General features: G+C 67.4%; 25 protein-coding genes. 17 read left to right on the top strand and 8 right to left on the bottom strand.

The window, feature by feature from the left end; translation table 11 throughout:
- The first annotated feature begins 21 nt into the window (after positions 1-21).
- The 5 genes from VGN82_RS07735 (at position 22) to ggt (VGN82_RS07715) (ending at position 6,812) form a co-directional block, all read left to right on the top strand.
- A complete protein-coding gene (locus tag VGN82_RS07735) occupies positions 22-1,563 on the top strand; it encodes an ABC transporter substrate-binding protein (protein WP_327526409.1) in 1,542 nt (513 codons plus the stop codon).
- Positions 1,564-1,594: 31 nt separating this feature from the next.
- Positions 1,595-2,539: an ABC transporter permease gene (locus VGN82_RS07730; RefSeq protein WP_327526408.1), complete on the top strand. Its 945-nt coding sequence runs from the start codon at positions 1,595-1,597 to the stop codon at positions 2,537-2,539.
- Positions 2,536-3,354, top strand: a complete 819-nt coding sequence (locus tag VGN82_RS07725; protein WP_327526407.1) for an ABC transporter permease — start codon at positions 2,536-2,538, stop codon at positions 3,352-3,354. The genes VGN82_RS07730 and VGN82_RS07725 overlap by 4 nt, the downstream gene beginning before the upstream one ends.
- Positions 3,351-5,012: an ABC transporter ATP-binding protein gene (locus VGN82_RS07720; protein ID WP_327526406.1), complete on the top strand. Its 1,662-nt coding sequence runs from the start codon at positions 3,351-3,353 to the stop codon at positions 5,010-5,012. The genes VGN82_RS07725 and VGN82_RS07720 overlap by 4 nt, the downstream gene beginning before the upstream one ends.
- A 183-nt stretch (positions 5,013-5,195) precedes the next feature.
- Positions 5,196-6,812 carry a gamma-glutamyltransferase gene (gene ggt / locus VGN82_RS07715; protein ID WP_327526405.1) on the top strand — a complete coding sequence of 539 codons (1,617 nt, stop codon included), beginning with the start codon at positions 5,196-5,198 and terminating at the stop codon, positions 6,810-6,812.
- A 12-nt stretch (positions 6,813-6,824) separates the two neighbouring features.
- On the opposite strand, the gene VGN82_RS07710 is transcribed toward ggt (VGN82_RS07715), so the two are convergent.
- Entirely contained in the window at positions 6,825-7,910 is a 1,086-nt protein-coding gene (locus tag VGN82_RS07710) for a lactonase family protein (RefSeq protein ID WP_327526404.1), read from the bottom strand.
- Between the two features lie 308 nt (positions 7,911-8,218).
- Between VGN82_RS07710 and VGN82_RS07705 the strand changes: the two genes are divergently transcribed.
- A complete protein-coding gene (locus VGN82_RS07705; RefSeq protein WP_327526403.1) occupies positions 8,219-9,466 on the top strand; it encodes an NAD(P)/FAD-dependent oxidoreductase in 1,248 nt (415 codons plus the stop codon).
- A gap of 100 nt (positions 9,467-9,566) precedes the next feature.
- Positions 9,567-10,019, top strand: coding sequence for a hypothetical protein (locus tag VGN82_RS07700; RefSeq protein WP_414644225.1), 453 nt, complete (start codon positions 9,567-9,569; stop codon positions 10,017-10,019).
- 72 nt (positions 10,020-10,091) lie between these two features.
- Here VGN82_RS07700 and VGN82_RS07695 read toward each other — a convergent pair whose 3' ends face one another.
- Positions 10,092-11,018 (bottom strand): NAD(P)H-dependent flavin oxidoreductase, encoded by a 927-nt coding sequence (locus VGN82_RS07695; protein WP_327526402.1) that lies wholly within the window; start codon positions 11,016-11,018, stop codon positions 10,092-10,094.
- Positions 11,019-11,246: 228 nt separating this feature from the next.
- Between VGN82_RS07695 and ggt (VGN82_RS07690) the strand changes: the two genes are divergently transcribed.
- Positions 11,247-12,809 (top strand): gamma-glutamyltransferase, encoded by a 1,563-nt coding sequence (ggt, locus tag VGN82_RS07690; protein WP_327526490.1) that lies wholly within the window; start codon positions 11,247-11,249, stop codon positions 12,807-12,809.
- Positions 12,810-12,997: 188 nt separating this feature from the next.
- On the opposite strand, the gene lepA is transcribed toward ggt (VGN82_RS07690), so the two are convergent.
- Positions 12,998-14,803, bottom strand: a complete 1,806-nt coding sequence (lepA, locus tag VGN82_RS07685; protein WP_327526401.1) for a translation elongation factor 4 — start codon at positions 14,801-14,803, stop codon at positions 12,998-13,000.
- A 114-nt stretch (positions 14,804-14,917) separates the two neighbouring features.
- On the opposite strand from lepA, the gene VGN82_RS07680 reads away from it, so the two are divergent.
- Both VGN82_RS07680 and VGN82_RS07675 read left to right on the top strand, forming a co-directional pair.
- Positions 14,918-15,526, top strand: a complete 609-nt coding sequence (locus VGN82_RS07680; RefSeq protein ID WP_327526400.1) for a helix-turn-helix domain-containing protein — start codon at positions 14,918-14,920, stop codon at positions 15,524-15,526.
- Positions 15,523-16,050, top strand: coding sequence for a GNAT family N-acetyltransferase (locus VGN82_RS07675; RefSeq protein WP_327526399.1), 528 nt, complete (start codon positions 15,523-15,525; stop codon positions 16,048-16,050). The genes VGN82_RS07680 and VGN82_RS07675 overlap by 4 nt, the downstream gene beginning before the upstream one ends.
- A gap of 8 nt (positions 16,051-16,058) precedes the next feature.
- Here the strand turns inward: VGN82_RS07675 and VGN82_RS07670 are convergent, their stop codons facing one another.
- Together VGN82_RS07670 and VGN82_RS07665 are read right to left on the bottom strand one after the other, a co-directional pair.
- Positions 16,059-16,310, bottom strand: coding sequence for a DUF3297 family protein (locus tag VGN82_RS07670; protein ID WP_327526398.1), 252 nt, complete (start codon positions 16,308-16,310; stop codon positions 16,059-16,061).
- 126 nt (positions 16,311-16,436) lie between these two features.
- Positions 16,437-17,060 (bottom strand): TetR/AcrR family transcriptional regulator, encoded by a 624-nt coding sequence (locus VGN82_RS07665; protein ID WP_327526397.1) that lies wholly within the window; start codon positions 17,058-17,060, stop codon positions 16,437-16,439.
- Between the two features lie 239 nt (positions 17,061-17,299).
- On the opposite strand from VGN82_RS07665, the gene VGN82_RS07660 reads away from it, so the two are divergent.
- Complete coding sequence (locus tag VGN82_RS07660) at positions 17,300-18,256, top strand: homocysteine S-methyltransferase family protein (protein WP_327526396.1); 957 nt, start codon at positions 17,300-17,302, stop codon at positions 18,254-18,256.
- Positions 18,257-18,312: 56 nt separating this feature from the next.
- Here the strand turns inward: VGN82_RS07660 and VGN82_RS07655 are convergent, their stop codons facing one another.
- Together VGN82_RS07655 and hrcA are read right to left on the bottom strand one after the other, a co-directional pair.
- Positions 18,313-18,972, bottom strand: a complete 660-nt coding sequence (locus VGN82_RS07655; RefSeq protein ID WP_327526395.1) for an ankyrin repeat domain-containing protein — start codon at positions 18,970-18,972, stop codon at positions 18,313-18,315.
- On the bottom strand, positions 18,969-20,054 hold the full coding sequence (gene hrcA / locus VGN82_RS07650) for a heat-inducible transcriptional repressor HrcA (RefSeq protein WP_327526394.1): 1,086 nt from the start codon (positions 20,052-20,054) through the stop codon (positions 18,969-18,971). The genes VGN82_RS07655 and hrcA overlap by 4 nt, the downstream gene beginning before the upstream one ends.
- A 150-nt stretch (positions 20,055-20,204) precedes the next feature.
- On the opposite strand from hrcA, the gene rph reads away from it, so the two are divergent.
- Genes rph through hemW form a run of 3 tightly spaced genes read left to right on the top strand, consistent with a single transcriptional unit; the run spans position 20,205 to position 22,757 of the window.
- On the top strand, positions 20,205-20,921 hold the full coding sequence (rph, locus tag VGN82_RS07645; protein WP_327526393.1) for a ribonuclease PH: 717 nt from the start codon (positions 20,205-20,207) through the stop codon (positions 20,919-20,921).
- Position 20,922: 1 nt separating this feature from the next.
- The gene (gene rdgB / locus VGN82_RS07640; RefSeq protein ID WP_327526392.1) at positions 20,923-21,558 is read left to right on the top strand and encodes an RdgB/HAM1 family non-canonical purine NTP pyrophosphatase; all 636 of its coding nucleotides are present in this window, start codon (positions 20,923-20,925) and stop codon (positions 21,556-21,558) included.
- The gene (gene hemW, locus VGN82_RS07635) at positions 21,555-22,757 is read left to right on the top strand and encodes a radical SAM family heme chaperone HemW (RefSeq protein ID WP_327526391.1); all 1,203 of its coding nucleotides are present in this window, start codon (positions 21,555-21,557) and stop codon (positions 22,755-22,757) included. The genes rdgB and hemW overlap by 4 nt, the downstream gene beginning before the upstream one ends.
- Positions 22,758-22,846: 89 nt before the next feature.
- Here hemW and VGN82_RS07630 read toward each other — a convergent pair whose 3' ends face one another.
- Positions 22,847-24,049, bottom strand: coding sequence for a penicillin-binding protein activator (locus VGN82_RS07630; RefSeq protein WP_327526390.1), 1,203 nt, complete (start codon positions 24,047-24,049; stop codon positions 22,847-22,849).
- A 191-nt stretch (positions 24,050-24,240) separates the two neighbouring features.
- Between VGN82_RS07630 and rsmI the strand changes: the two genes are divergently transcribed.
- The 3 genes from rsmI to gshB all read left to right on the top strand — a co-directional run bounded on the left by rsmI (position 24,241) and on the right by gshB (position 26,584).
- Complete coding sequence (rsmI, locus tag VGN82_RS07625; RefSeq protein WP_327526389.1) at positions 24,241-25,155, top strand: 16S rRNA (cytidine(1402)-2'-O)-methyltransferase; 915 nt, start codon at positions 24,241-24,243, stop codon at positions 25,153-25,155.
- On the top strand, positions 25,152-25,547 hold the full coding sequence (locus VGN82_RS07620) for a YraN family protein (RefSeq protein ID WP_327526388.1): 396 nt from the start codon (positions 25,152-25,154) through the stop codon (positions 25,545-25,547). The genes rsmI and VGN82_RS07620 overlap by 4 nt, the downstream gene beginning before the upstream one ends.
- 86 nt (positions 25,548-25,633) lie before the next feature.
- The gene (gene gshB, locus VGN82_RS07615) at positions 25,634-26,584 is read left to right on the top strand and encodes a glutathione synthase (protein WP_327526387.1); all 951 of its coding nucleotides are present in this window, start codon (positions 25,634-25,636) and stop codon (positions 26,582-26,584) included.
- Positions 26,585-26,621: the final 37 nt, after the last annotated feature.

Here is a 26,621-nt window from a genome sequence, read left to right as displayed (position 1 = left end):
AACGATAACAGGGGAACAGACATGAACCGCCTTCTCGCCTCCGCCTGCCTCTTGCCGCTGCTGGTCAGCCCCGCGCTGGCGCAATCGCTCACGGTCGCGGTCCAGGCCGATGTCCGCAGCATCAATCCCGGCGTCAACCGCGACGACGGCACCGACGACTTCGCCCTGCAGATGGTCGAGGGTCTCGTCGGCTATGACGAGGGCGGCACGCCCCAGCCCCTGCTCGCCGAGAAGGTCGAGCTTTCGGCCGACGGCAAGACCTATACGTTCAAGCTGCGCAAGGGCGTGAAGTTCCACAACGGCGCCGAGCTCACCTCGGCGGACGTGCTGTGGAGCTGGACCCGCTACATGGATCCCAAGACGGACTGGCGCTGCACCTCCGACTTCGATGGCCGTTCGGGCCTCAAGGTCGAAAGCGTGACGGCGCCCGACGCGCAGACCGTCGTGATGACGCTCGACAAGCCGAATGCGCTCTTCCTCGACACGATGGCCCGCACCGACTGCGCCATGACTGCGATCCTGCACAAGGACTCGCTCAAGGCCGACGGCTCCTTCGACAAGCCGATCGGGACCGGGCCCTACAAGTTCGGCGAATGGAAGCGCGGCGAATTCTTCAGCATGACGGCCTTCGAGGGCTACGCCTCGCCGAAGACGGACGGCAAGGTCGACGGCTATATCGGCTCGAAGCGACCGCTGCTGAAGGAAGTGAAGTTCCTCGTCGTCAAGGATCCGGCCACGGTGAAGGCCGGCCTCACCTCGGGCGCGATCGACCTCAGCGAGATTCTGCCGAGCGACGTGAAGGAAATCCGCGGCATCCCGAAGCTCGCGGTCGTCACGGCCCCGACCGCCGTGCGCCACGTCCTGCTGATCCAGACCAAGGATACCGTGCTAGGCAACCAGAAGCTCCGCCAGGCGATCGCAGCCTCGCTCGACATGGACGAGGTCGTCGCGGCCGCTTCGGACAATCTCGGCGAGACCAACACGTCGCCGATCTATTCGGGCTCATCCTATTTCGGCGCGGTCGAAAAGCAGGGCCACAAATACGACGCCGCCCGGGCCAAGAAGCTGCTCACGGAGGCCGGCTACAAGGGCGAGAAGGTCGTCATCCTCGCCAATAAGCGCCCGCGCGTGCCGAGCTTCCCGGCCGCCGTGGTCGTGCAGTCCATGTTGCAGGCCGCCGGCGTCAACGCCGAGATCGAGGTGCTCGACTGGGCGACGCAGCTCGACCGCTACAACAAGGGCAACTACCAGATGCAGTCCTTCTCCTTCTCGGCGCGCTTCGATCCCGCGATTGCCTTCGAGCAGTTCGCCGGCCCGAAGGACAAGCAGCCGCGCAAGGTCTGGGACAACCCGCAGGCCCAGGAGAAGATCGACCGCCTGATGACGATCTCCGACCGCGCCGAGCGCCAGAAGCTCGTCGACGAGCTGCACAAGGGCGTCATCGACGAAGTGCCGCTGATCTTCATGTTCAACGGCGTCGACGCGATCGCCCACAGCAAGCGTGTCGCCGGCTTCAAGCCCTGGCAGTCCAAGCTCAGGATGTGGGAAGTCACCGCCAACTGACCGGCGCTGACGATCCGAAGGGAACCGACCGATGCTGCGCTTTGCGCTGACCCGAGTCGCGATGGCGCTGCCGACACTGCTGATCGTGGCAGTGTCGGTGTTCGTGCTGATCCGGCTGATCCCGGGCGACCCGGCCTCGCTGATGCTGGGCGACCTCGCCACACCGGCCTCGATCGCCGATCTGAGGGCGCGGCTCGGCCTCGACCAGAGCCTGCCGGTGCAGTTCGGCATCTGGTTCGGCAACCTGCTGAGGGGTGACCTCGGCATCTCCATCAACACGCAGGAACCGATCCTGCCGCTGATCCTGTCGCGCTTCTGGATCAGCGCGCAGATCGTCCTGGTCGCGGTGTTCTTCGCCAGCCTGGTCGCGGTGCCGGCCGGCGTCATCGCCGCCTGGCGGCAGGATTCCGGGCTCGACCTCGGGCTCGTCGCCATCGCGACGCTGCTCCTCTCGATCCCGACCTTCTGGCTCGGCCTGCTCCTGCTGCTGTTCTTCGGCCTGAAGCTCGGCTGGCTGCCGGTCGTGGGCTATGTCTCGATCGGCGACGATCCCTGGCGTGGCGCACTCTACCTGGTGATGCCGATCCTGACGCTGTTTCTGCACGAGATCGGCGTGCTCCTGCGCATGGCGCGGGCCTCGACGCTGGAGGTGATGCGGCTCGACTACATCACCCATGCCCGCGCCAAGGGCCTGTCCGAGATGGCGGTGCTTTGGCGCCACGCCTTCAAGAACGCGTTCGGTCCAACCTGGACGCTGATCGGCCTCGTTCTCGGCAACCTGCTTGGCGGCATCGCTGTCGTCGAGACGGTCTTCACCATCCCCGGGCTGGGCCGCCTTTTGGTCGATGCGATCTTCGCGCGCGACTACCCGGTCATCCAGGGCTGCATGCTGTTCGTCGCGTTCACCTATGTGCTGGTGAACCTCGTCATCGACCTCTGCTATCCGATCTTCGACCCGAGGGTGATGGCCGAATGAAGCTCCCTCCTCTCAATGCCCTGATCGGCGGCACGCTGATCGGCACGCTCGCGATCGCCGCCGGTGTTGGCGCGCTGTGGACGCCCTATGATCCGTTGCGGCTGTCCTTCCGCTACAAGCTCGCACCGCCCTCCTCGATGTACTGGCTCGGCACCGACGAGTTCGGCCGCGACGTGCTCTCGCGGCTGATGGCGGGCGCCGCGACCTCGGTCTGGATCAGCATCCTGACGGTCGCGCTCGCGGTCGTGCTGGGGACGATCATCGGCCTGTTCTCGGGCTATATGCGCGGCTGGGTCGATCGGGTCGTGATGGCCTTCAACGACGCACTGCTCGCCTTCCCGGGCATCCTGCTCGCGCTCGGCCTGCTCGCGGTGGTCGGCGCCAACAAGTACGGCATCATCCTGGCACTCGGCATCGCCTACACGCCGTCGGTCGCGCGCATCGTGCGCGGAACGGTGCTGTCGCTGCGCGAGAAGGAATTCATCGCCGCCTCGCGCGTGATGGGCAATTCCGAGGCCTTCACCATGGCCCGCCACATCCTGCCCAACTGCATCGCGCCACTGACCGTGCTGGCAACCTCGATGTTTGGCTATGTGCTGCTGGCGGAAAGCTCGCTCTCCTTCCTCGGCCTCGGCGTGCCGCCGCCGGCGCCGACCTGGGGCAACATGCTGGCCGGCTCGCGCCCCTATATCGGCCAGGCGATGTGGCTCGGCATCTTCCCCGGCCTGTGCATCTCGCTGACGCTGCTCGGCATCAACCTGCTCGGCGACGCGGTCCGCGACAAGCTCGACCCACGCATGCGAGGCGCCCGATGACCACGCCCCTGCTCGAGGTCGAGAACCTCACCCTCGCGATCAGGTCCTCGGGCCGAGAGGTCGTGAAGAATGTCGGCTTTGCCGTCTCGCGCGGCGAGATCGTCGGCATCGTCGGCGAATCCGGCTCCGGCAAGACGCTGGCGGCGCGGGCCGTGATGGGCTTCATCCCACCGGCGGTGAAGCTGGTCTCCGGCTCGATCCGCTTCGACGGCGAAGAGATCACCACCATGGCGCCGAAGCGGCTGCGGGCGGTGCGCGGCTCCAAGGTCGGCATGGTCTTCCAGGAGCCGATGACCTCGCTTAACCCCTCGATGACGATCGGCCGGCAGCTCGAGGAAGGGCTCGCGCTCCACCGGAAGCTCGACGCGGCCGGACGCCGTGCGCTGATCCTCGACATGCTCCGGCGTGTCGGCCTCACCGATCCGGAGGGCGCGCTCGACGCCTTCCCGCACCAGTTCTCCGGCGGCATGCGCCAGCGCATCATGCTCGCCTCGGTGATGCTGCTGAAGCCGGCCCTCCTACTCGCCGACGAGCCGACGACGGCGCTCGACGCGGTCGTGCAGCGCGACGTGATGGAGCTGATGGTCGGGCTGACGCAGGAGAACGACACCGCCGTGCTGCTGATCTCGCATGATCTCGGCATGGTCGCGCGCTATTGCAGCCGCATCGTCGTGATGTGCCAGGGCGACGTGGTCGAACAGGGTCCGAGCGCCGACATCCTGGCGCGGCCGCAGCACCCCTACACCCGCAAGCTCCTCGCGGCGATGCCGCATCGCGGGGAGGCGCGCGATCTGCCTCAGGCGAAGACGCCGATCGTCACAGTGCGCGACCTCGTCGTCGATTATCCCGGCCGCCAGCGCTTCTTCAAGAAGAGCGCACCGAAGCGCGCTTTGCATGGCATCTCGCTCGACGTGCAGCCCGGCGAGGTCGTCGCGGTCGTCGGCGGCTCCGGCTCGGGCAAGACCACGCTCGGCCAGTCGATCGCGGGGCTGGTGAAGGCCAGCGGCGGCGATATCCTGTTCGACGGCAAGCCGATCTTCAAAAGCGACACGGCTTACTGGGACTACCGGCTCAACTGCCAGATGGTCTTCCAGGATCCGTACTCGTCGCTCGACCCGCGCATGACGATCGGCCAGCTGGTGGCCGAGCCGCTGCGGCTGGTGCCCGGACTGAACGGGGAGCAGAAGAAGGCCCGCGTCGCCGAAGTGCTGAGCGAGGTAGGGCTCGCCGACGGCTTCGCCGAGCGCTATCCGCATGAGCTCTCGGGCGGCCAGCGCCAGCGCGTCGCGATCGCCCGCGCCGTGGTGCGCCGGCCGAGCTTCGTCATCGCCGACGAGCCGGTCTCGGCGCTCGACGTCACGGTGCGCGCCCAGGTGCTCGAGCTGTTCGCCGAGCTGCAGAAGAAGCATGGCTTCTCCTGCCTGTTCATCAGCCATGACCTCGGCGTGGTCGAGCAGGTCGCCGACCGCGTCATCGTCATGCACGAAGGACGGATCGTCGAGGAAGGCATGCGGGATCAGATCTTCGACGATCCGCAGCACGCCTATACGCGGAAACTGCTCTCCGCCGTTCCCGGGCTCGAAAGCACGGAAGATGGTGGGGTCAGGCTGTTCTGGCGGCTGGGCGAGCCTGACACGGTGGTCCCGGAATCGGGCTGAAGACTTGGGAGGGGACGAACCAACCCCTCCTCGTCATCCCGGACGCAGCGAAGCGCAGCTCCGGGATCCATCATAGAGCGCCGTCGTACCCCACGATGGATCCCGGACCGGCGCCGCTACGCGGCTTGTCCGGGATGACGTGGAGGATGATGGACGCACTCAGGTCATCGAAAGGCCCGCACCATGAAGAACGGAATGATCGTCTGCCCGCAGCCGGAGGCGGCCGAGGCCGGGGCCGCGGTGCTGGAGCGCGGCGGCAACGCCATCGATGCCGCGATCGCCTGCGCCTTCATGCAGGGCGTCGTCGATCCGCTGATGTCGGGCATCGGCGGGTTCGGTTCGATGCAGCTCTACATGCCCAGCCAGGGCGTCCACCAGATCGTCGAGTTCTACGCCAGGGCCTCGCTCTCGGCGACGCCGGACATGTGGGCCGACAAGCTCACCGGTCAATCACGCGACGGCTTCGCCTTCCTGCTCGAAGGCGGCATCAGCGAATTCGGCCATCTCGCGGTCTGCACGCCGGGCAGCGTCAAGGGCTATGACTACGCGCTTTCCCGCTACGGCACGATGGACTGGGCCGACATCATCGCTCCGGCGATCAAGCAGGCGCGCGATGGCGTGCTGGTACGCCCGCACATGCACTGGTTCTGGAGCCAGGATCAGAAGAGCACGGGGCAGGTCAACACCGCCGACAAGCTGCGCTACAGCGAGACCGGCAAGCGCCTGTATTTCCGCCCCGATGGCAGCGTGAAGCGGCCGGGCGACATCGTCGCCAATCCCGACATGGCACGGACGCTGGAGCGGCTGGCAAAAGGCGGCGCCGACCTCTTCTATCACGGCGAACTGGCCGAGCAGATCACCGCGGATTTCGCCGCTCATGGCGGGCTGATCTCGCGCGAGGACCTCGCCGCCTACCAACTCTCCGTGGCCGAGCCGATCTGGGGCTCCTACCGGGGCATGCGCATCTCGACGAGCCCGCCGCCGGCGAGCGGGATGTCGATGCTGCAGATCCTGAACATGCTGGAACCCTTCGCCATCGGCGAACTCACGCATGGCTCGACCGAGCACGTCCGCCTGCTCGCGGAAGCGATGAAGCGCATGACCATCGACAAGGACGCCTTCATGGGCGACCCGGCCTATGTCGACGTGCCCGTCGACAGGCTGATCTCGAAGGAACGCGCGGCCGAGCAAGCTGCCAACATCCGTCGCGGCGAGCGCGCCGATGTGAAGCGGCTGGAGCGGTCCTCCTCGCGCGAAACCACCCATGTCTCGGTCGTCGACCGGCACGGCAATGCGGTCGCGCTGACGCACACGCTGGGCTCGCCGTCTGGTGCGATCACTGAAGGCCTCGGCTTCATCTACAACGGCACGATGAGCCGCTTCGACCCGCGCCCGGGGCGGGCCGCCTCCATCGCGCCCGGCAAGCGCCGCTCCTCCTCGGCCGCGCCGACCATCGTCTTCAAGGACGACAAGCCCTTCATCGTGATGGGTGCGCCGGGCGGCAGCTACATCGCGCCCGCCATGGCCCAGGGCGTGATGAACGTCATCGACTTCGACATGGGCATGCTCGAGGCGGTCGCGGCGCCGCGCATCGTTGCCGTCTCGAACAGCATCGATATCTCGAACCGCATCCGGCGCAGCGTCAGCGAGGAGCTCGTCGCGATGGGCTACGATGTGAAGCGCTCGGCCCAGAGCTATCCCTTCGCGGCCCTGCACGGCATCCGCATCGAGGATGGGCTGTGTTCGGGCGGCGCCGACCCGCAGCGCGACGGCATGGCGATCTCCGTTCCTGCGCCCTGAGTCGGTCCGGGATCACGGCAGGTCGATGATCTCGACCCAGTTCGGGTTCTTGCCGAGCGCGATCTTCTGAAGCTCCTTGAGCGCGCCGGTTTCCGGATCGATGCCGTACAGCGTCGCCGAATTCGACTTCTGGCCTGCAGCGACCAGGAAACGCCCGCGCGGATCGACGTTGAAGCCGCGCGGCTGCATCTCCGTAGCGAAGTTCCCCGCCGGAGTCAGGGTGCCAGTCTCGCCATCGACCTTGAAGGCCGCAATCGTGTTCGACGTGCGCTCGGAGGCGTAGAGGAAGCGGCCGTCGGGCGTGATGCGGATCTCGGCCGCGGCCGGCGCCCCGCCACTGAAGCCGGGCGGCACGATGCTGGCGCTGGCGAACTTCGACAGCAAACCCCTGGCCGGATCGAAGCGGTGGCTGTCGAGCGTGCCGTCGAGCTCGTTGACGAGGTAGAGGAAGCGCTCGTTCGGGTGAAAGACGAAGTGGCGCGGCCCGGCGCCCTGCTTGGTCTCGACGAAGGCCGGTTCGTTCGCCGCGACCTTCCCGGTCGCGGCATCGAAACGGAACTGCAGCAGGACATCGCCGCCGAGATTGGTCGCGAAGAGATGGCGGTTCGAGCGATCCGTCAGGATCGCGTGGGCATGCTTGCGCGTCTCGACGACCTGCACCGGCTCACCCTGAACGAAGCCCTGCGGACCGATCGGATTGATCGCGATCTTGTGGCCCGTATAGGAGGCGCTGAGCAGGAAGCGGCCCGTCCGGTCGGTCGCGACATAGGCCATGTTGTCGGGCAGCGGCACGGTCGAGAGCAGATCGAGCTTACCGCTCTGCGGGTCGATGGCGAAGGAACTGACCGAGAATGGCTGCGAGCGCAGCGAGACATAGAGATGGCGCCGATCCGGCGAGATCGCCATCGGCATCGCGGTACCGCTCACGGCGACCGTCTCGACCGGCTTCAACTGGCGTGACGATGCATCGAGCTCCAGCACGCTGATCTCGCGGCTGTCGGCATTCGAGACATAGACGATGGTTTTCGCGGCGGCTGGCATGGCGCCCATGATGACTGCAAGCAGCGCTGCCGCGCCAGTGTTCCCGAGCTCTCGCATGAGTGTTTCCCCCTGATGGTCTTTCGCCCGCCATGGCCAAGCGGTGCGCTCTTGAGGGCTGGATTGTTCGGTGGCCGGTCGGCGACGGACAGCTCAAAGGGCGTATCGATCGATGCAAACGGCGCATCATCGCCAGCGCAGCGACCGGGCGCGGTCCCCCTTCGGGATCGGCAGCGGAGCATGTCGAAATGGGCATGGCCGGCGCCTTCCGGCTCGCTTAGATACGCAACAGCGATGACCACGCGTCGGCAAGCCGTTCCGGCGACGGTCATCGGCTGCGCGTTCGTTCGACCATGGACCTTTCAGAGATGTCGACCAGCCCCGCCTATTCCGGAACGGACACGGATTTCGATCTCGTCGTGATCGGCGCCTCCTATGCTGGCGTCGGCGTCGCCGGCGCGGCACGCGAGGCCGGATTTTCCGGACGCATCGCCCTGGTCGGCGACGAGACGGAGCTGCCCTATCAGCGGCCGCCGCTGTCGAAAGGCTTCCTGCTCGGCAAGGCCGGGGCCAATCTGCCGCTGAAGGCGGCTTCCTTCTACGAGGAGGCGGGAATCGCGTTCATCGCCGGACGCCGCGCCGTCGCGCTAGACCGGCAAGCACGCCAGGTGCTGCTCGACGACGGTTCCGCGCTGCGCTTCGGGACGCTCGCGCTGACGACCGGTGCACGCGCCGCGGCCCTGCGCTGCCCCGGGGCGGAGCTCGACGGCGTCGTCACGCTGCGTTCCATCGAGGACGCCCAGGCCCTGAGCGAGCGGCTCGGCGCAGCCGCCGCCATCGTTATCATAGGCGGCGGCTTCATCGGGCTCGAGGCGGCCTCGGCCGCGATCGCGCTCGGCAAGCAGGTCTCGGTGGTGGAGGCGGGGACGCGCCTGATCGGCCATGCCGTCTCTCCCGAGATTTCCGCCTACATGCACCGCATCCACGCCGGCCATGGCGTCACGATCCGGCTCGCGACGAAGGTCGAACGGATCGAGGGCAAGGACGGCAAGGCGACCGCCGTGCTTTGCGACGACGGCACGCGCCTGGCCTGCGACCTCGTGCTCTCGGCGGTCGGCGCCGTGCCGAATACCGAGCTGGCGGCAGCGGCAGGCCTTGCCGTGGAGGACGGCATCGTCGTGGACGATTTCTGCCGCACCTCCGATCCGGCGATCTTCGCGGCCGGAGACTGCACCAGCCATCCCAATGTCTTCGCTGGACGTCGCCTGCGGCTTAGCTCCGTCCAGAATGCGCATGACCAGGGGCGCGCGGCAGGCGGCACCATCGCCGGCAAGCCGGAGGCCTATCGCTCCGTGCCGTGGTTCTGGTCGGACCAGTACGACGTCAAGCTGCAGATGGTCGGCCTCGCCAATGGCGGCAGCACGGACATCCTGCGTGGATCGGTTGAGGATGGGCGCTTCTCGCTGTTCCGCTATGAGGGCGACAGGCTGGCGGCGATCGAGAGCATCAACAAGCCGGCCGATCACATGATGGGTCGGCGGCTGATCGCCGCCGGGCGCTGGCCGACTCCGGAGCAGGCGGCCGATCCAGGCTTCGATCTGCGCTCCCTCGCCTGAACGGAATGCGTTTCAGGCCGGCGAAATTCCCGCTTGCCACGCCTCGAGAATGGGAGTGCGATGACGCAGGGTCCAGATCAACCCTGCGACGGAGACGACCATGCTGAGGAACGCCATTCTTGCATCCGCTTCCCTTCTCGCCCTGACGATGCTGCCGGTGACGCCGGCCTCTGCGCTGACGATGAAGGAATGCAGCGCCAAGTATCAGGACGCGAAGAAGGCCAACACGCTCAAGGGCCAGAAATGGAACGATTTCCGCAAGGCTCAGTGCGGAGATGACGACGCCGACGACAACGAGGCCGCAGCCGCGGTGACCGAGCCCGCGACACCGGCGGCGGCGCCTGCGGCGAAGCCGGCGGGCAAGGCCAAGGCCGCCGTCTTCCCGAGGGCGGTTTCGCAGAAATACTCCGACCAGTCGGCGGGCAAGGCCCGGCTCAAGACCTGTGCCGACCAGTACAACGCCAACAAGGCCGCCAACGCCAATGGCGAACTGAAATGGATCGAGAAGGGCGGTGGCTACTGGAGCCAGTGCAACGCCAAGCTGAAGAGCTGATCCGCGCAAGCGGCAACAATCAACGTCATCCCGAGCCCGCCCCGGGATGACGGCGTGCTAGAGCTACGAAGCTCAGGCCGCAAGCGAGGCGCGCGCCTCGGCGTATTCGCGCACCAGCCTCGCACCCAGATCAGCCACGCTCGGCACATCCTCGATCGAGCCCGCGCCCTGGCCCGCCGACCAGATCGTCTTCCAGACCTTGGCCTCGTTGCCGAGATCGAGCTTGCCGTGGGAGATCAGGTTGTCGGGATCGAGGCCCGCCGCCTTGATGCTCTCACGCATGAAGTTCGCGTTCACGCCGCTGATCGCCGGTGTGTAGAGGATATCGGCCGCGCGCGTCTTCAGCAGCATCGCCTTGTAGGCGGGATCCGCCATGCTCTCGGCCGTCGCGATGAAGCGCGTGCCGAGATAGGCGAGATCGGCGCCCATCAACCGCGCCGCGGCGATCTGCGCGCCGTTCGAGATCGCGCCAGCCAGCACGATCGTGCCGGAGAAGAAGCGCCTGATTTCCGATACCAGTGCGAAGGGACTGATCGTGCCGGCGTGACCGCCAGCGCCGGCCGCCACGGCGATGATGCCGTCGACACCAGCCTCCGCCGCCTTTTCGGCGTGGCGCAGGCTGATGACGTCGTGAAATACGACGCCGCCATAGCCGTGCACCGCCTTGACCAGATCGGGCACCGCGCCGAGCGAGGTGATCACGAGCGGGACGTTGTGCTTCGCGGTGATCGCCAGATCCTGTTCGAGGCGCGGATTGGAGCGATGGACGATCAGGTTCACGCCGAAAGGCGCCGCGCCGGGGCTGTCGGCGAGGCGCCCCTCGATCTCGTCGAGCCAGGCGGCGTAGCCCTCGCTCGTGCGCTGGTTCAGGGCCGGGAAGGTGCCGAGAATGCCAGCCTTGCAGGTCTCGACCACCAGATCGGGGCCCGAGACCAGAAACATCGGCGAGGCGATGGCGGGGAGGCGCAGGCGCCCGGCGAGCGAGGCAGGTAGCGGCACGATTCGATCTCCCCGGCGTTTTCTCTCGTTGCGCCGCTGTTCGTATCAGCGTGACAGCGCGGGTGGAACCCGCCGCAGGGCCGCAACGCGTCCGGCGCGCTTGCCAAACCGCCGCGGCTGGGCGAGTGCGAAGGCAAAGCAATTCAGCCTGAGCCGGCGATCGGGGAGACCAAAGACGTGACCAAGCATAACCAGCGCGATTTCGAGCAGCCCGGCCGCTCCGTGGTGATGAGCCGGCGGGGCATGGCCGCGACATCGCAGCCGGCCTCGACACTCGCCGCCATCAACATCCTGCAGGCGGGCGGCAACGCAATCGACGCGGCGGTGGCGGCCTGTGCCGTGCAATGCGTGGTGGAGCCGGGCTCCACCGGCATCGGCGGCGACTGCTTCGTGCTGATCTCGCCGGATGGCAGCGACAACATCCTCGCCTATGACGGCTCGGGCCGCGCGCCGGCCGCCGCCACGGCAGCCTGGTATCGCGAGCAGGGCTTCAGCGAGTTGCCGCGCCAGTCCCCCCATGCCGTGACCGTGCCGGGCGCGGTCGAGGCCTGGGCGACGCTGGTCAACGATCACGGCAAGCTGCCGCTCGCCAAGCTGCTCGAGCCGGCCATCGCGCTCGCGCGCGACGGCTATGCGGTGCCGCCGCGCACCGCAGCGGACTGGGCGGCGCAGGCGGCTCTGCTGGCCAACGACCCGCATGCGGCCCGCATCTTCCTGCCGGGCGGCCGGGCGCCGCTCGCCGGCGAGGTCCATCAGCAGCCGGAGCTCGCGGCCACGCTGCAGGCCATCGGCGAGCGCGGCCCTGCTGCCTTCTACGAGGGCGAGATCGCGCAGGACATGGTCGACCGCCTGCGCGAGCTCGGCGGGCTGCACACGATGGACGATTTCAAGGCCGCCAAGGGCGGCTATGTAACGCCGATCAGCACCAAGTTCCGCGACTACCAGGTGCATGAATGCCCGCCGGCCGGCCAGGGCGTGATCGCGCTGCTGATCCTCAACATCCTGTCCGGCTTCGAGCCGGGCGACGACCCGCTCTCGGCCGACCGGCTGCATCTCGAGATCGAGGCGTCGCGGCTGGCCTATTCGGTGCGCGACGCCGTGCTGGCCGATCCGAGCCAGGCCGAGATCCCTGTCGAGCGGCTCCTGTCGGAGGAATTCGCGGCGGAGCTGCGCGCCAAGATCGACCTGAAGCGTGCGATCCCTGAGCTTCCGAGCTACTCGGCGTCCGGCGTCGAGCACCGCGACACGGTCTATATCAGCATCGTCGACGGCCAGGGCATGGCGGTCAGCTTCATCAACTCGATCTTCCACCCCTATGGCGCGGCGATCGTGGCGCCGAAGAGCGGCGTGCTGCTGCATAATCGCGGCCAGAGCTTCGTTCTGACGGAGGGGCACCCCAATGCGATCGCTCCGCGCAAGCGCCCGCTGCACACCATCATCCCCGGCATGATGACCCGCGACGGCAAGGCTTGCCTGTCCTTTGGCGTGATGGGCGGCCATTACCAGGCGATGGGCCACGCACATCTCGTCAGCAAGGTCGTCGATTACGGGCTCGACCTGCAGACTGCGCTGTCGCTGCCGCGCCTCTTCCCGCGCCCCGGGCAGGCGGCGGTCGAGGCAGAAGGAACCTTGCCGCCGGCCGTGCGAGCCGAGCTGGAACGCCGCGGCTTCAGCTTCACCGCGCCGAGCTCGGCCATCGGCGGCGGCCAGGCGATCTCGATCGACCATGAGAAGGGCGTACTGCTCGCCGGCTCCGACCACCGCAAGGACGGCTGCGCGCTGGGCTGGTGAGGTTAAGCAGCTAGGCGAAAAGTCGGCCGGGGCGTAAGCCAGAACGCGTCATCCCGGCCGAAGCGAAGCGGAGCGCCGGGATCCATCAAAGGATGTCGGCGCTCTCCGATGGATCCCGGATCGGCGCGGCTACGCCGCTTGTCCGGGATGACGCGCGTTTCAGCAGGTAACGGGCGGAGCGATGCCGCTCAGCTATCCATCTTGAGCGCGGCGATGAAGGCTTCCTGCGGGATTTCGACCTTGCCGAACTGCCGCATCTTCTTCTTGCCTTCCTTCTGCTTCTCCAGAAGCTTGCGCTTGCGGGTAGCGTCGCCGCCATAGCACTTGGCGGTGACGTCCTTGCGCAGGGCGCGGATGGTCTCGCGGGCGATGATCTTGCCGCCGATCGCCGCCTGAACCGGGATCTGGAACATGTGCGGCGGGATCAGTTCTTTCAGCTTCTCGCACATGGCGCGGCCGCGGGCCTCGGCGCGGGTGCGGTGGACGAGCATCGAGAGCGCGTCGACCGGCTCGGCATTGACCAGGATCGACATGCGCACGAGGTCGCCCTCGCGATAATCGGTGATGTTGTAGTCGAAGGAGGCGTAGCCCTTCGAGATCGACTTCAGCCGATCGTAGAAATCGAACACGACCTCGTTCAGCGGCAGGTCATAGACGACCTTGGCGCGCGAGCCGACATAGCCGAGGTCGATCTGCAGGCCGCGACGGTCCTGACAGAGCTTCAGCACCGAGCCGAGATACTCGTCCGGCGTGAAGATGGTGGCACGGATCCAGGGCTCCTCGATCGCCTCGATCTTCATCACGTCCGGCATGTCGGCCGGGTTGTGCAGCTCCAGGGTCGTGCCGTCGCGCAGCTTGAGATGATAGACGACCGAGGGGGCGGTCGAGATCAGGTTGAGGTTGAACTCGCGCTCGAGCCGCTCCTGGATGATCTCCAGATGCAGGAGCCCCAGGAAGCCGCAGCGGAAACCGAAGCCGAGCGCGGCCGAGGTCTCCATTTCATAGGAGAACGAGGCATCGTTCAGGCGCAGCTTCGCCATCGCCCCGCGCAGCAGCTCGAAATCGGCGGCATCGACCGGGAAGATGCCGCAGAACACCACCGGCTGCACCGGCTTGAAGCCCGGCAGCGGCTCGGCGATCGGCTTCTTGTCGTCGGTGATGGTGTCGCCGACCGCGGTGTCGGCGACCTCCTTGATCGAGGCGGTGAAGAAGCCGACCTCGCCGGGGCCGAGTTCCTTGACCTCTGACATCTTCGGCTTGAACACACCGACGCGGTCGACGCCATAGGCGGCGTTGGCCCGCATCATGCGGATCGTCATGTTCTTCTTGAGCACGCCATCGATGATGCGCACGAGCACGACGACGCCGAGATAGGCATCGTACCAGCTGTCGACCAGCATCGCCTTGAGCGGCGCGTCGGGGTCGCCCTTCGGCGCCGGCAGCTTCTCGACGATCGCCTCCAGCACGCCCTCGATGTTGAGGCCGGTCTTGGCCGAGATCGGCACGGCTTCCGAGGCGTCGAGGCCGATCACATCCTCGATCTGCTGCTTGATGCGCTCGGGGTCCGCCGCCGGCAGGTCGACCTTGTTGAGAACCGTGACGATCTCGTGATTGGCGTCGAGCGCCTGGTAGACATTGGCCAGCGTCTGCGCCTCGACGCCCTGCGAGGCATCGACAACGAGAAGCGAGCCCTCGCAGGCCGCCAGCGAGCGCGAGACCTCGTAGGCGAAGTCGACATGGCCGGGCGTGTCCATCAGGTTCAGGATGTAGGTCTTGCCATCCTTCGCCAGGTAGTCGAGCCGCACGGTCTGCGCCTTGATCGTGATGCCGCGCTCCTTCTCGATGTCCATCGAGTCGAGGATCTGCTCGCTCATGTCGCGCGCCGCGACCGTGCCGGTCTGCTGGATCAGCCGATCGGCAAGCGTCGACTTGCCGTGGTCGATATGCGCCACGATCGAGAAGTTGCGGATATTGTCGAAGGACTTCGTGCTCATGCGCGGGCCATAGCAGCGAAGCCGCATCGCGCCAAGCGTTCCGCGGCGCCGGAGTGTAGCACGCCGGCGAGCGAGCGCTTGACATTCCATGATATTAGATTTTTTCTCTCATTGATGGATTTCGCCGCTGACATTTCCGACGACGCGCTCGACAGGCGCCTCGGTGCGCGCCTGAAGGCGGCGCGGCTGCGTGCCGAACTGACACTCGATGGCCTCGCCAAGCGCACCGGCGTCAGCCGGGCCATGATCTCGCGGGTCGAACGCGGCGAATCGAGCCCTACGGCCGCGCTTCTGGTACGCCTCGGCTCGGGGCTCGGCCTCTCGCTCTCGGCCCTGCTCGATGAGAGCGCCGGCGCCGGCCCGCTGGCGCGGCGCGGCGATCAGGCCGTCTGGCGCGATCCCGCGAGCGGCTATCTGCGCCGAAACGTCTCGCCCTACGGCACGGGCTCGGGCTTCGAGATCGTCGAAGTGGTCCTGCCGCCCGGCGCGCAGGTCGAGCTCGACAGCGCCGCCGGCTCGCCGGCGCTCGACCAGCAGATCTGGGTCCTGGACGGCGCTCTCGAGGTGACGCTCGGCGAAACCGTTCACCCGCTGAGCACCGGGGACTGCCTGCAGATGCATCTGCGCGGCAGGATCGCCTATCGCAACCGCAGCGCCACCCCGGTGCGCTACGCAGTCATCCTCGCCGCCCGGGGCGGCAGCCTTCCGGACAACGCCGCATGACCACCCTACCGACCATCGAGACGCTCGACGTCGAAGCGGCACGCGCCGCGATCCCCGAACTGACGGAGATCCTGCGCGATTGCGTCGCCAATGGCGCATCCGTCGGCTTCATGAACTGGAACACCCACGCCGATTTCGAGCGGTTCTGGATCGGCGTCGCGGCCGAGGTCGAGGCGGGCCGGACCGTCCTCTTCGCCGCGCGTGACGGCGACGAGATCGTCGGCACCGCCCAGTTGCAGCTCATCGGCAAGCCGAACCAGCCGCATCGCGCCGAGATCGCCAAGGTGCTGGTGCATTCGCGGGCGCGGCGGAAGGGCTTCGGCGCAGCGCTGGTAAATGCAGCGGAGGCGGCCGCACGCGCCGCGCAGCGCGACCTGCTGGTGCTCGACAGCGACGCAGATGGCGAGGCGCGGCGGCTCTACAACCGCCTCGGCTGGACCGAGGTCGGCACCATACCGCGCTTCGCATTGTTGCCCGATGGTCGCTTCTGCGGCTCGACCTTCTTCTACAAGTCGCTGGTGTAGGGAGGGCGTCAGCCCTCCGACTTCGCCTGGCGGAAATAGGGCTCGACTTCACCCTTGAGCTTGACCGTCATCGGATTGCCGAAGCGATCCTTGGCGTTGCCGGCGGTGAGGCGCACCCAGCCCTCGCTGACGCAATACTCCTCGACATTGGTCTTCTCGACGCCCTTGAAGCGCACGCCAATGTCCCGCGCGAGCAGCTCTTCGTTGTAATAAGGGCTGCTCGGGTTCGAGGAGAGACGGTCGGGGAGCGTGTCGGTCATCGGATACAGCCTTGGAATGCGGAATCGTGCGGCAAGCGAGCCGTGTTGGCGGCACAGGTAGCGCGATCCGGCAACGAAGCCAAATCCCGCGATCCCAAACGATCGGGCGGGGCATGCTGGCCAGGCCTATGCGACCCGCGCAGGCTCGGAGAAGAGCAGCTTGACGAAGCTCCGGAAGGCCAGGACCTGCCGAGCCAGACGACTCGGGTCACCGAGCGTCTTCGACATGATGATGCCCCCATCGACAACGCAGGAGAGCATGTCGGCGAGATCGTCGAGATCGATCGGTTCGCGCGGTGGGTGGATCGAGGCGATCTCGCCGAAGATGCTGCGGAAACGGGCGTTCCAGCTCCTGACCGACTGCGCGGTGAGCTCACGCACCTCGCGGTCGAACAGGCGCTCCTGGTAGCAGATGCTGGCGATCAGGCAGCCGGGATGGCCGTTCGGCAGGTCCGACATCACCTCGGCCAGTAGCTTGAGCGCGATCAGGAAGCCCTGCAGCGGGTCGTCGGAAAGTTCGCGGCCGCGCGCAAAGATCTCGTCGAAGAGTTGGTCGTTGCTAGCCACATAGCGCTTGAGCATCTCGCGGGCGAGCTCGTTCTTGTCGCGGAAGTGATAGAAGAAGCCGCTCTTGGTGATGCCCGCCTCGACGATGACCTCCTCGATCGAGGTCGCACCGAAGCCCTTGGCGAGGACACCCGCTTCAGCAATGGCGAGAATGCGGTCGCGCGTCGCGATGCCCTTGCTCACGGCGGGACCTCCGAAAACTGTACCACCGGTATGGTTTTGCGCTGCCGAAGCGTAACACAATTCTGCTCGGCCGCACCATTTTCCAGGCAAACCACTGATATTGAATATTTTTTTCTTCCTCAATCCGCCGTACCGCAAGTCGGCTAGTCGTCGCGTGCCGCGGCGGGGGATAACCGACGCCTCTCCTGGCGGGCCATGGGGCCGTCAGGGAAGTCTCAACCCCAAGCGGAGCGACACTCATGGCAAAGTATCGACACGCCTTGCCGCAGATGCAGGGCGGCGTTTTCCTCAGCGACGGCGGCATGGAAACCACCCTCATCTTCCATGAAGGGCTGGAGTTGCCGCATTTCGCCTCCTTCGTCCTGCTCGCCAGCGACGAAGGGAGGGCGCATCTGACCGCCTATTATGAGAAGTACCTCGCTGTCGCGCAGGGGCGCGGCGTCGGCTTCGTCCTCGACAGCGCGACCTGGCGTGCAAACCCCGATTGGGGCGCGAAGCTCGGCTACGACGCCGCCGCGCTGAGGGCGGCGAACCAAGGGTCCATCACGCTGCTGGAAAAGCTGCGCAACCGGTGGGAGACGCCGACCATGCCCTGCGTCATCGCGGGAGCGATCGGGCCGCGGGGTGACGGGTACAAGGAAGGATCCATGGGCGCGGTCGAGGCACGCGACTACCATAGCGCGCAGATCGCCGCCTTCGCCGACTCGCAAGCCGACATGGTCGCGGCCTATACGCTCGGCACGGTCGAGGAGGCGATCGGCATCGCGTTCGCCGCGCAAGCTCACGACATGCCCTGCGCGATCTCCTTCACGGTCGAGACGGACGGCAGGCTGGTCAGCGGCCGCTCGCTGCGAGAGGCGATCGAGATCGTCGACGACGAAACAGGCGGCGCGCCGCTCTACTACATGATCAACTGCGCCCATCCGACGCATTTCGAGCACGCGCTGGAGGCAGGTGAGGCGTGGCTGCAGCGGGTGCACGGCGTGCGTGCCAATGCCTCGACGAAGAGCCATGCCGAACTCGACGAATCGGAGACGCTGGACGCGGGCGACCCAATCGATCTCGGCCGGCGCTATCAGGCACTCCGGCGCAACTTCCCCAGTTTCCGGATTCTCGGCGGATGCTGCGGCACGGATCACCGCCATGTCGCAGCGATGTGCGAGGCTTGCGTTCCGCCGATGACGCTGAGCGCCTGAGCGCCGCAAGGCGGGCACAGGCAGCGCGATCCGGCAGCGATCCAAATCTGCGGGGATCAGCGGCCGCCGGCCTGCTGGATCAGGGCCGCGATCGCGCGCTGGCCCTTGTGGCGGGCATGGGCGAGCGGCGAGACACCGTCCTTGTCCGCGAGATTGGGATTGGCGCCGGCATCGAGGACCAGTTTCGCGACCTCCTGGTGACGCGGCCCGCCATCGCCGAGGATCACGATCTCCAGCAGGCAGGTCCAGCCGAGATCGTTGACGTGATCGAGGTCGATGCCACTTGGCAGGAGCAGCCTGACCGTCTCGACATGGGCCCGCTCGCAGGCCGGGATCAGGGCATTGCCGCCATAGCGGTTGCGGATCGAGAGATCGGGCTTGCGCGGCAGCATCGCCGCGATGATCTCGGTGCGGCCCGACGCACCGGCGAGGAGCCAGGGCGTGTCGCGATTGGCGGCCTGCGTATTCGGGCTGGCGCCAGCGTCGAGCAGCGCCTTCGCGATGGCGACGTGATTACCCGCGACGGCCTGCAGCAGGGCGGTCCGACCTTGGGAGTCCTGCGCCTCCAACGGCGCGCCGGCGGAAATCAGTCGGGCGACCTCGTCGGCACGCCCCGCAGCGGCGGCTTCGATCAAGGCAGGACCCGTCGCGTGAACAGCAGAGTTCATCAGCATCACACCCAACACCGCCGCAAGCAGGCGGCGGAGACCCTTCATCGCTCGCCATCCAGCAGCCGGCCGACCACTTTGGCGGTATAGTCGACCATCGGCACGATGCGGGCATAGTTCAGCCGTGTCGGGCCGATGATGCCGACGACACCGACGATGCGCTGTTCTGCGTCGCGGAAGGGCGCGGCCACCATCGACGAACCCGACATCGAGAACAGCTTGTTCTCGGAGCCGATGAAGATGCGCACGCCATCGCCAGCCTCGGCGCGCGACAGCAGGTCGATGACGTCGGTCTGCGTCTCGAGATCGCCGAAGAGCAGGCGGATGCGCTCGAGATCCTCCTGCGCCTTCAGATCCTCGAGCAGGTTGGCCTGGCCGCGCACGATCAGATGCCGGTCGCTGCTCGGCCCCGAAGACGTGGCGATGCCGCTCTCGACCAGCCGCGCCGTCAGCGAATCGAGTTCCTGCTCCATCTGCGCACGATGCTGGGCAATCTCGCTGCGCAGCTCGCCCAGCGTCTTGCCCATGATGCGGGCGTTCAGGAAATTCGCGGCCTCCGTCAGAGCCGAAGCCGGCAGTCCCGGCGGCAGAGTCAGGAGGCGATTCTCGACGGTGCCGTCATCCGCGACCAGCACGACGAGCGCGCGCGCCGGATCGAGCCGAACGAATTCGATATGCTTCAGCCGGGCATTCGCCTTGGTGGTGACGACGACGCCGGCGCCGCGCGAGAGACCCGAAAGCAGCGCCGAGGCCTCGGTCAGCGTGCCATCGAGCGTGCGCCCGGTCGCGGCCGCCTTCATCTGCGCCTCGATGCGTGTGCGCTCGTCGGAGGTGAGGTTCCCGACCTCCATCATCGCATCGACGAAGAAGCGCAGGCCCCTCTCTGTTGGGAGGCGCCCCGCCGAGGTATGCGGCGCATAGATCAGCCCGGCCAGCTCGAGGTCGGTCATGACGTTGCGTACCGTCGCGGGCGACAGCGCCATCGGCAGCAGGCGGGCGATGTTGCGGGAGCCGACTGGTTCGCCCGTGGCCAAGTAGCCGTCGACGATCTGGCGAAAGATCTCGCGCGAGCGCTGGTCGGTCTCGATCAAGCCGCTGGCGGATTCGGGGCGCGGCGTATGGGCGCTCATTTCGGCCGGAAAGACGGGTTCGACATGGCGTTATTGTCCGCCCGGACCCCAGAAGGATCAAGCGAAAACGCATGACGCGGCGGCGCCAACCTTGCCGCCCCCCGCGCAACCGCCTACAAGCCGGCGACCCAGAACAATCAGGATATGCCCATGCGACCCTCCAAACGCGCCGCAGACGAAATGCGCAAGGTGACGCTCGAACGCGGCGTCGTGCGCTATGCGGAGGGCTCCTGCATGGTGACCTTCGGCGAGACCAAGGTGCTCTGCGCGGCGACCGTCGAGGAAAAGGGCCCGCCGTGGCTGCGCGGCACCGGCAAGGGCTGGGTCACGGCCGAGTATTCGATGCTGCCCCGCGCCACGCATGAGCGAACCCGCCGCGAGGTCACCTCCGGCAAGCCCTCCGGCCGCACCCAGGAGATCCAGCGCCTGGTCGGGCGTTCGCTTCGCGCGGTGGTCGACCTGACCGCGATCGGCGAGCGCCAGATCGTCGTCGATTGCGACGTGCTGCAGGCCGATGGCGGCACGCGCACCGCATCGATCACCGGCGCCTGGGTCGCGCTGCACGACGCGCTGAAATGGATGGAGGGCCGCTCCATGCTCAAGGGTTCGAACCCGCTCAAGGATCATGTCGCGGCGGTGTCCTGCGGCATCGTCGCCGGCAACCCGGTTCTCGACCTCGACTATGTCGAGGACTCCGGTGCGCAGACCGATGCGAACTTCGTCATCACCGGCTCGGGCGGCCTCGTCGAGGTGCAGGGCACGGCCGAGGGTGCGCCCTTCTCGGAAGAGGAGCTGATGGCGCTGCTCAAGCTCGCCAAGGGCGGCGTCGGCAAGCTCGTCACGCTGCAGAAGGCAGCGGTTGCCTGAGATGAGCGAGCATCGTCTCCTCGCCGGCAAGGTCGTTCTCGCGACCCACAACAAGGGCAAGCTCGCCGAGATGCGCGAGCTGATGGCGCCTTACGGGATCGAGCTGGTCTCGGCCGGCGAGCTCGGACTGCCGGAGCCCGACGAGACCGGCTACATGTTCTCGGAGAATGCCGCCATCAAGGCGCATGCTGCGGCGAAGGCCTGCGGCCTGCCGGCGCTCTCGGACGATTCCGGGCTTTGCGTCGAGGCGCTGGATGGCGCACCCGGCCTGTTCTCGGCCAACTGGGCCGGGCCGGGCAAGGACTTCAAGCCGGCCATGGCGCGCGTCCTCGCCGAAATGGCCAAGCGCGGCGCGACCGCTCCCGAGAAGCGGCGCGCTCATTTCGTCTCGGCGCTGGTGATCGCCTGGCCGGACGGACACGAGGAACTGTTCGAGGGGCGGGTCTACGGCAGGATCGTCGACGCACCACGCGGCACGGGCGGTTTCGGCTATAATCCGATCTTCCAGCCCGAGGGCTATGACGTGACCTTTGCCGAGATGTCGAGCACGGTGAAGAGCGGCGCGGACGACGCGCTCTCGCATCGCGCGCGTGCCTTCAAGCAGCTTGCGGCCGCCTGCCTCAGGAAACCGCATTGAGCGGCGCCGCGGCCAGCGCCGAGCGGCAGGGCGCGATCCTGCATCCGACTGCGGATGCGGGTTTCGCGGTCTATGTGCACTGGCCGTTCTGCCTGGCCAAATGCCCCTATTGCGACTTCAATTCGCATGTGCGGCTGCAGCCGCCCGACCAGGCCCGCTACGTCGCCGCGTTCCGGCGCGAGCTGGCCCATCGGGCGCAACTTGCACCGGGCCGTACGGTCACCTCGATCTTCTTCGGCGGCGGCACGCCGTCACTGATGGAGGGGCGCACGGTCGGCGCGATCCTCGATGCGATCGGCGAGTTCTGGGCGGTCGATCCGAACTGCGAGGTTTCGCTGGAAGCGAATCCGACCAGCGTCGAAGCCGGGCGCTTCGCCGATTTCCGCGCGGCCGGCGTCAACCGCGTCTCGCTCGGCGTGCAGGCCCTGAACGACGCCGACCTCAAGGCGCTGGGGCGGATGCATTCCGCGAGGGAAGCGCTCGATGCGGTTGCGATCGCCCGGAAATATTTCGAGCGTTATTCCTTCGACCTGATCTATGCCCGCGCGGCCACGCAGACGCCGGCGCTCTGGCGGGCCGAGCTCGAACTCGCCATCAGCCATGCGGCCGAGCATCTCTCGCTCTACCAGCTCACCATCGAACCCGACACGATGTTCGAGCGGCTGTTCAAGGCAGGCAAGCTCTCGATCCCCGATCATGAGGCGGGCGCGGCGCTCTACGAGATCACGCAGGAGATCACGGCCCGGCACGGACTCGGCGTCTACGAGATCTCCAACCATGCGAGACCGGGCGCCGAATGCCGGCACAACCTGGTCTACTGGCGCTATGGCGAATATGCCGGGGTCGGCCCGGGCGCCCATGGCCGGCTCGTCACGGCCGATGGGCGGATGGCGCATTCGACCGAGAAGCGGCCGGAGACCTGGCTCGAGCGCGTCGAAAGTGAGGGGCACGCATTGGTCGAGGATGAGCGGCTCAGCGCCGAGGCGCAAGGCGACGAGTATCTGCTGATGGGCCTGCGGCTGGTCGAGGGCATCGATCCCGCGGTGTTCAAGGCCCTGTCCGGGCGCGCGCTCCGCGAACCCCGCGTCACGAGTCTGGTCCTGGATGGGCTCCTGGCTCGAAAGCCCGGCGGCAAGCTCGCCTGCACGCCCGAGGGCGCCCTAGTACTGGACGCTGTCGTGGCGGATCTGGCGGCGTAGCCCGACCCGGCATTCTCGGGCGGAGCGAAGCGCAGACCCGAGAATCTCCGCGAGAAGATGCTCGGGTCGAGCCCGAGCATGACGCTTGGCTACTGCGTGCGCGGGCCCAGATCGCGCGGCGCTGCGTTGACCGTGACGATCTGACCGTTGCGCAGTTCCAGCACCGCGAGGCCCCGGTCGATCTGGCCGTCAGGCCGAAAGCGGAAGACACCATCGGCGCCGGCAAAGCCCGAGGCATTGGTCAGGACCTGTTCCGAAAAGCGCTGCGAGCCCTGCGTGCGCGCCAGCGCCGCCGAGAGCGAGACCGCATCATAGGCAAGCGTCGCGGTACGCGTCGGCGCACTGTTGAAGCGAGCCTGATAGCGGCCCGCGAAGGCGTTGAAGCCGGCCGTGTCGGGCGACGCGAACCAGCCACCCTGGATCGCCGGCACGCGCGCGACATTCGAGTCGTTCCAGACGCCCGTCCCCAGCGGCTTGACCTTCGCCGGATCATAGCCGGCCTGCTGGAGCGCGGTGCCGAGCGCCGGCATCGTATCGGCGGCGGCGGGCACGAAGAGCGCATCGGCCTGCGCCAGAGCCGGCGTCAGCCGGGTCGCGGCGGCGCGCATCGAGTTCTGGTCCGGCGAGAAGCGCTCGATCACGACCACGCGGGCACCGCGCGCCGCGACGGCCTGCTGGAAGGCGGCCTCGACGACCTTGCCATAGGCGGTATCCGGGACGAGCGCCGCGAAGGACCTGCGGCCCTGCTGCGAGGCATAGGCGATGACGCGGTTGACGTCGTTCTCCGGAGGGAAGGACAGGAGATAGACACCGCGCCCCGCGACATTGGTGTCGCTGGAGAAGGCGATGACGGGGCGGTTGGCGCCGCGCGCGACCTGTCCCACCGCCTGGACCGACGGTGCGAAGAGCGGCCCGATGATGAGTTCGGCGCCCTCGCCGAGCGCCTCCTGCGCCGCAGCCTGAGCGCCCTCGGGCGTGCCGCGATCATCCTTGACCAGCAGCGTCAGGTCGGCATTGGGAAACTCGGCCAGCGCCATCTCGGCGGCGTTCCGGAGCGAATTGCCGACGACGGCCCCCTGGCCTTCGGCCGTCAGAGGCAGGATCAGCCCGACCTTGACCTTGCCCGTGCCGATGGTCTGCCCGGTGCTCGGCTGGCCCTGAGACCCCGCGCTGTCGAAACCGGGCAACCCGCCGGGGCCGCCGGTGCAGGCCGCGAGCGCCAGACAGGCGAGCGCGACCAGCGAACAGGCACTTCGCCGACCAACCGGTGCAAGAAGCCGATGACGCGACACGGGCGATCTCCAGTTCTTGTGCCGGAAAGGCAGACCGCCCGTCCGGCGGTGCAGTCCCCCGACCTCGGGGACTCTCCTGCCAGTGCGACATGGTATTTTCAAGTTGTTAACTCTGTGTTGCGCCAGCGGAGGTTGACGATGGCCCGACGGGCCGATGGCGCGGAGGGAGCGCTTGTGGCAGGTTCGCGGCGATGTCGACAGCCCCCTCCGCAGCGCCGCGCGCACCAAGCTACACCGCCTTCGGGGTCAAGGCCGAAGCCGAGCCGCTTTCGCCCGGCCTGCATATCGTCGCGACTCCGATCGGTAATCTGCGCGACATCTCGTTCCGGGCCCTGGCGACGCTGGCGGCCGCCGATGCGATCCTGGCCGAGGACACCCGAACCTCGAAGACGCTGCTGGCGCATTACGGCATCTCGACGCCGCTCTATCCCTATCACGAGCACAATGCCGAGCAGATGCGGCCCAAGATCCTCGAGAAGCTGCGCGAAGGCGGCAAGCTCGCGCTGATCTCGGATGCCGGCACGCCGCTGGTTTCGGACCCCGGCTACAAGCTCGTGGCCGGACTCGTTGCCGAGGGTTTGCCGGTTACGGGCATTCCCGGCCCCTCCGCCGTGCTGGCCGCGCTGGTGCTCGCCGGGCTGCCTACCGACCGCTTCTTCTTCGAGGGGTTCCTGCCGCCGAAGGCCGCGGCTCGGCGCGGACGACTGACCGAACTGGCGGCCATCCCGGGAACGCTGGTCTTCTTCGAATCACCGCGGCGCCTTGCCGAGATGCTGTCGGACGCGGCGGCGGTGCTGGGCGAGCGGCCGGGTGCGGTCGCGCGCGAGCTGACCAAGTTCTACGAAAACGTCCAGCGCGGGCCGCTCTCGGCCCTGGCCGCGCATTACGACGGGGAGGAAGAGGCGCGCGGCGAGATCGTCGTGATCATCGGCCCGCCCGGCGCCGAAGTGCTGACGCCGGCCGGCGACGTCATCGAGGAGCGGCTGCGCGCGGCTCTCGCCCAGGTCTCGCTGAAGGAGGCCGTCGCACAGGTCGCGGCCGAGACCGGCCAGCCGCGCCGCAAGGTCTATGCACGCGCCCTCGAACTCACTCGCGAGACGCCGTGACCGCCGAAGGCGGGGGCGAGGCACTTCGCAGCCGGCGCGCAAGGCGTTCCGGCACCACCGGCCGCCGCTCGGAATGGCTCGCGATCCTCTGGCTCGCAGCGAAGGGCTACCGGCTGCTGGCGCGGCGCTTCGGCGGCAAGGGCGGCGAGATCGACCTGATCGTGAAACGCGGCCGCACGGTGGCCTTCGTCGAGGTCAAGGCACGCGGCGCGATCGAGGACGCACTGGGCGCGATCACCCCGCAGAAGCGCCGGTTGATCGAGGCCCGCATCCGGCAATGGCTGGCGCGGAACCCCTGGGCAAACGATCATCACCTGCGGGCGGACGCGGTCTTCCTCGCGCCCCGGCGCTGGCCGCGCCATGTGCCGGCCGTCTTCCCGCTCGTCCTGTGACGCAAGCCATGCCACTTGCCGATTCCGGCCGCATCGTCCGATAAGGACGCCCCATCGTCGTCCTTCGCCTCATCGGAGCGGAAGCCATGTCCCTGACCGTTGCCATCCAGATGGATCCGATCGAGCGCCTCCGGATCGCCGGGGACACCGGCTTCGCCCTGATGCTGGAAGCGCAGGCGCGCGGCCACACGCTCTACACCTACACCCCCGACAAGCTCTCGATGCGCGACGGCAAGGTCACGGCGCCGATGCGCCCGGTGACGGTGCGCGACGTCGAGGGCGACCATTTCACCGCCGGTTCCGAGGAGAAGGTCGATCTCTCGACGCTCGACGTGGTGCTGCTGCGGCAGGACCCGCCGTTCGACATGGCGTATGTCACCACGACGCATATGCTGGAGCGGATCCATCCGAAGACGCTGGTGGTCAACGATCCGACCCAGGTGCGCAACGCCCCGGAGAAGATCTTCGTCACCCATTTCCCGGAGCTGATGCCGCCGACGCTGATCACCCGCGACAAGGCCGAGATCGAGGCCTTCCGCGACGAGCATGGCGAGATCGTGATGAAGCCGCTCTACGGCCATGGCGGTGCGACCGTGTTCAAGACCAGCAAGACCGATCCGAATTTCGGCTCGCTCTTCGACCTGTTCAGCAATCTCTTCCGCGAGCCCTGGGTGGTGCAGGGCTTCATCAAGGAGATCAGCGAGGGCGACAAGCGCATCATCCTGATCGACGGCAAGGCGGCCGGCGCGGTCAACCGCGTGCCGGCGGTCGGCGACCTGCGCGCCAATATGGTTCGCGGCGGCGCGGCCAAGCCGACCGACCTCTCGAAGCAGGAGTTGGCGATCTGCGAGGCGATCGGCCCGGCCTTGCGCGAGCGCGGCCTGCTGCTCGTCGGCATCGACGTGATCCACGGCAAGCTGACCGAGATCAACGTGACGGCGCCCACCGGCGTACGCGCGATCAAGAAACTCGGCGGGCCGGACCTGGCGGCCCAGCTCTTCGACGTGATCGAGGCGAAGCGCGCCAGCAAAGCGTAGCGACGCGCACCGGCTCTCGCACGCGCTCCGCCCCCGA

The organism is Allobosea sp., from assembly GCF_035999205.1.
In the GTDB taxonomy this organism is placed as follows: Bacteria; Pseudomonadota; Alphaproteobacteria; order Rhizobiales; family Beijerinckiaceae; genus Allobosea.
The sequence above is the reverse complement of the archived record's forward strand: the minus strand, read 5'-3'. Positions and strand labels throughout refer to the sequence as shown.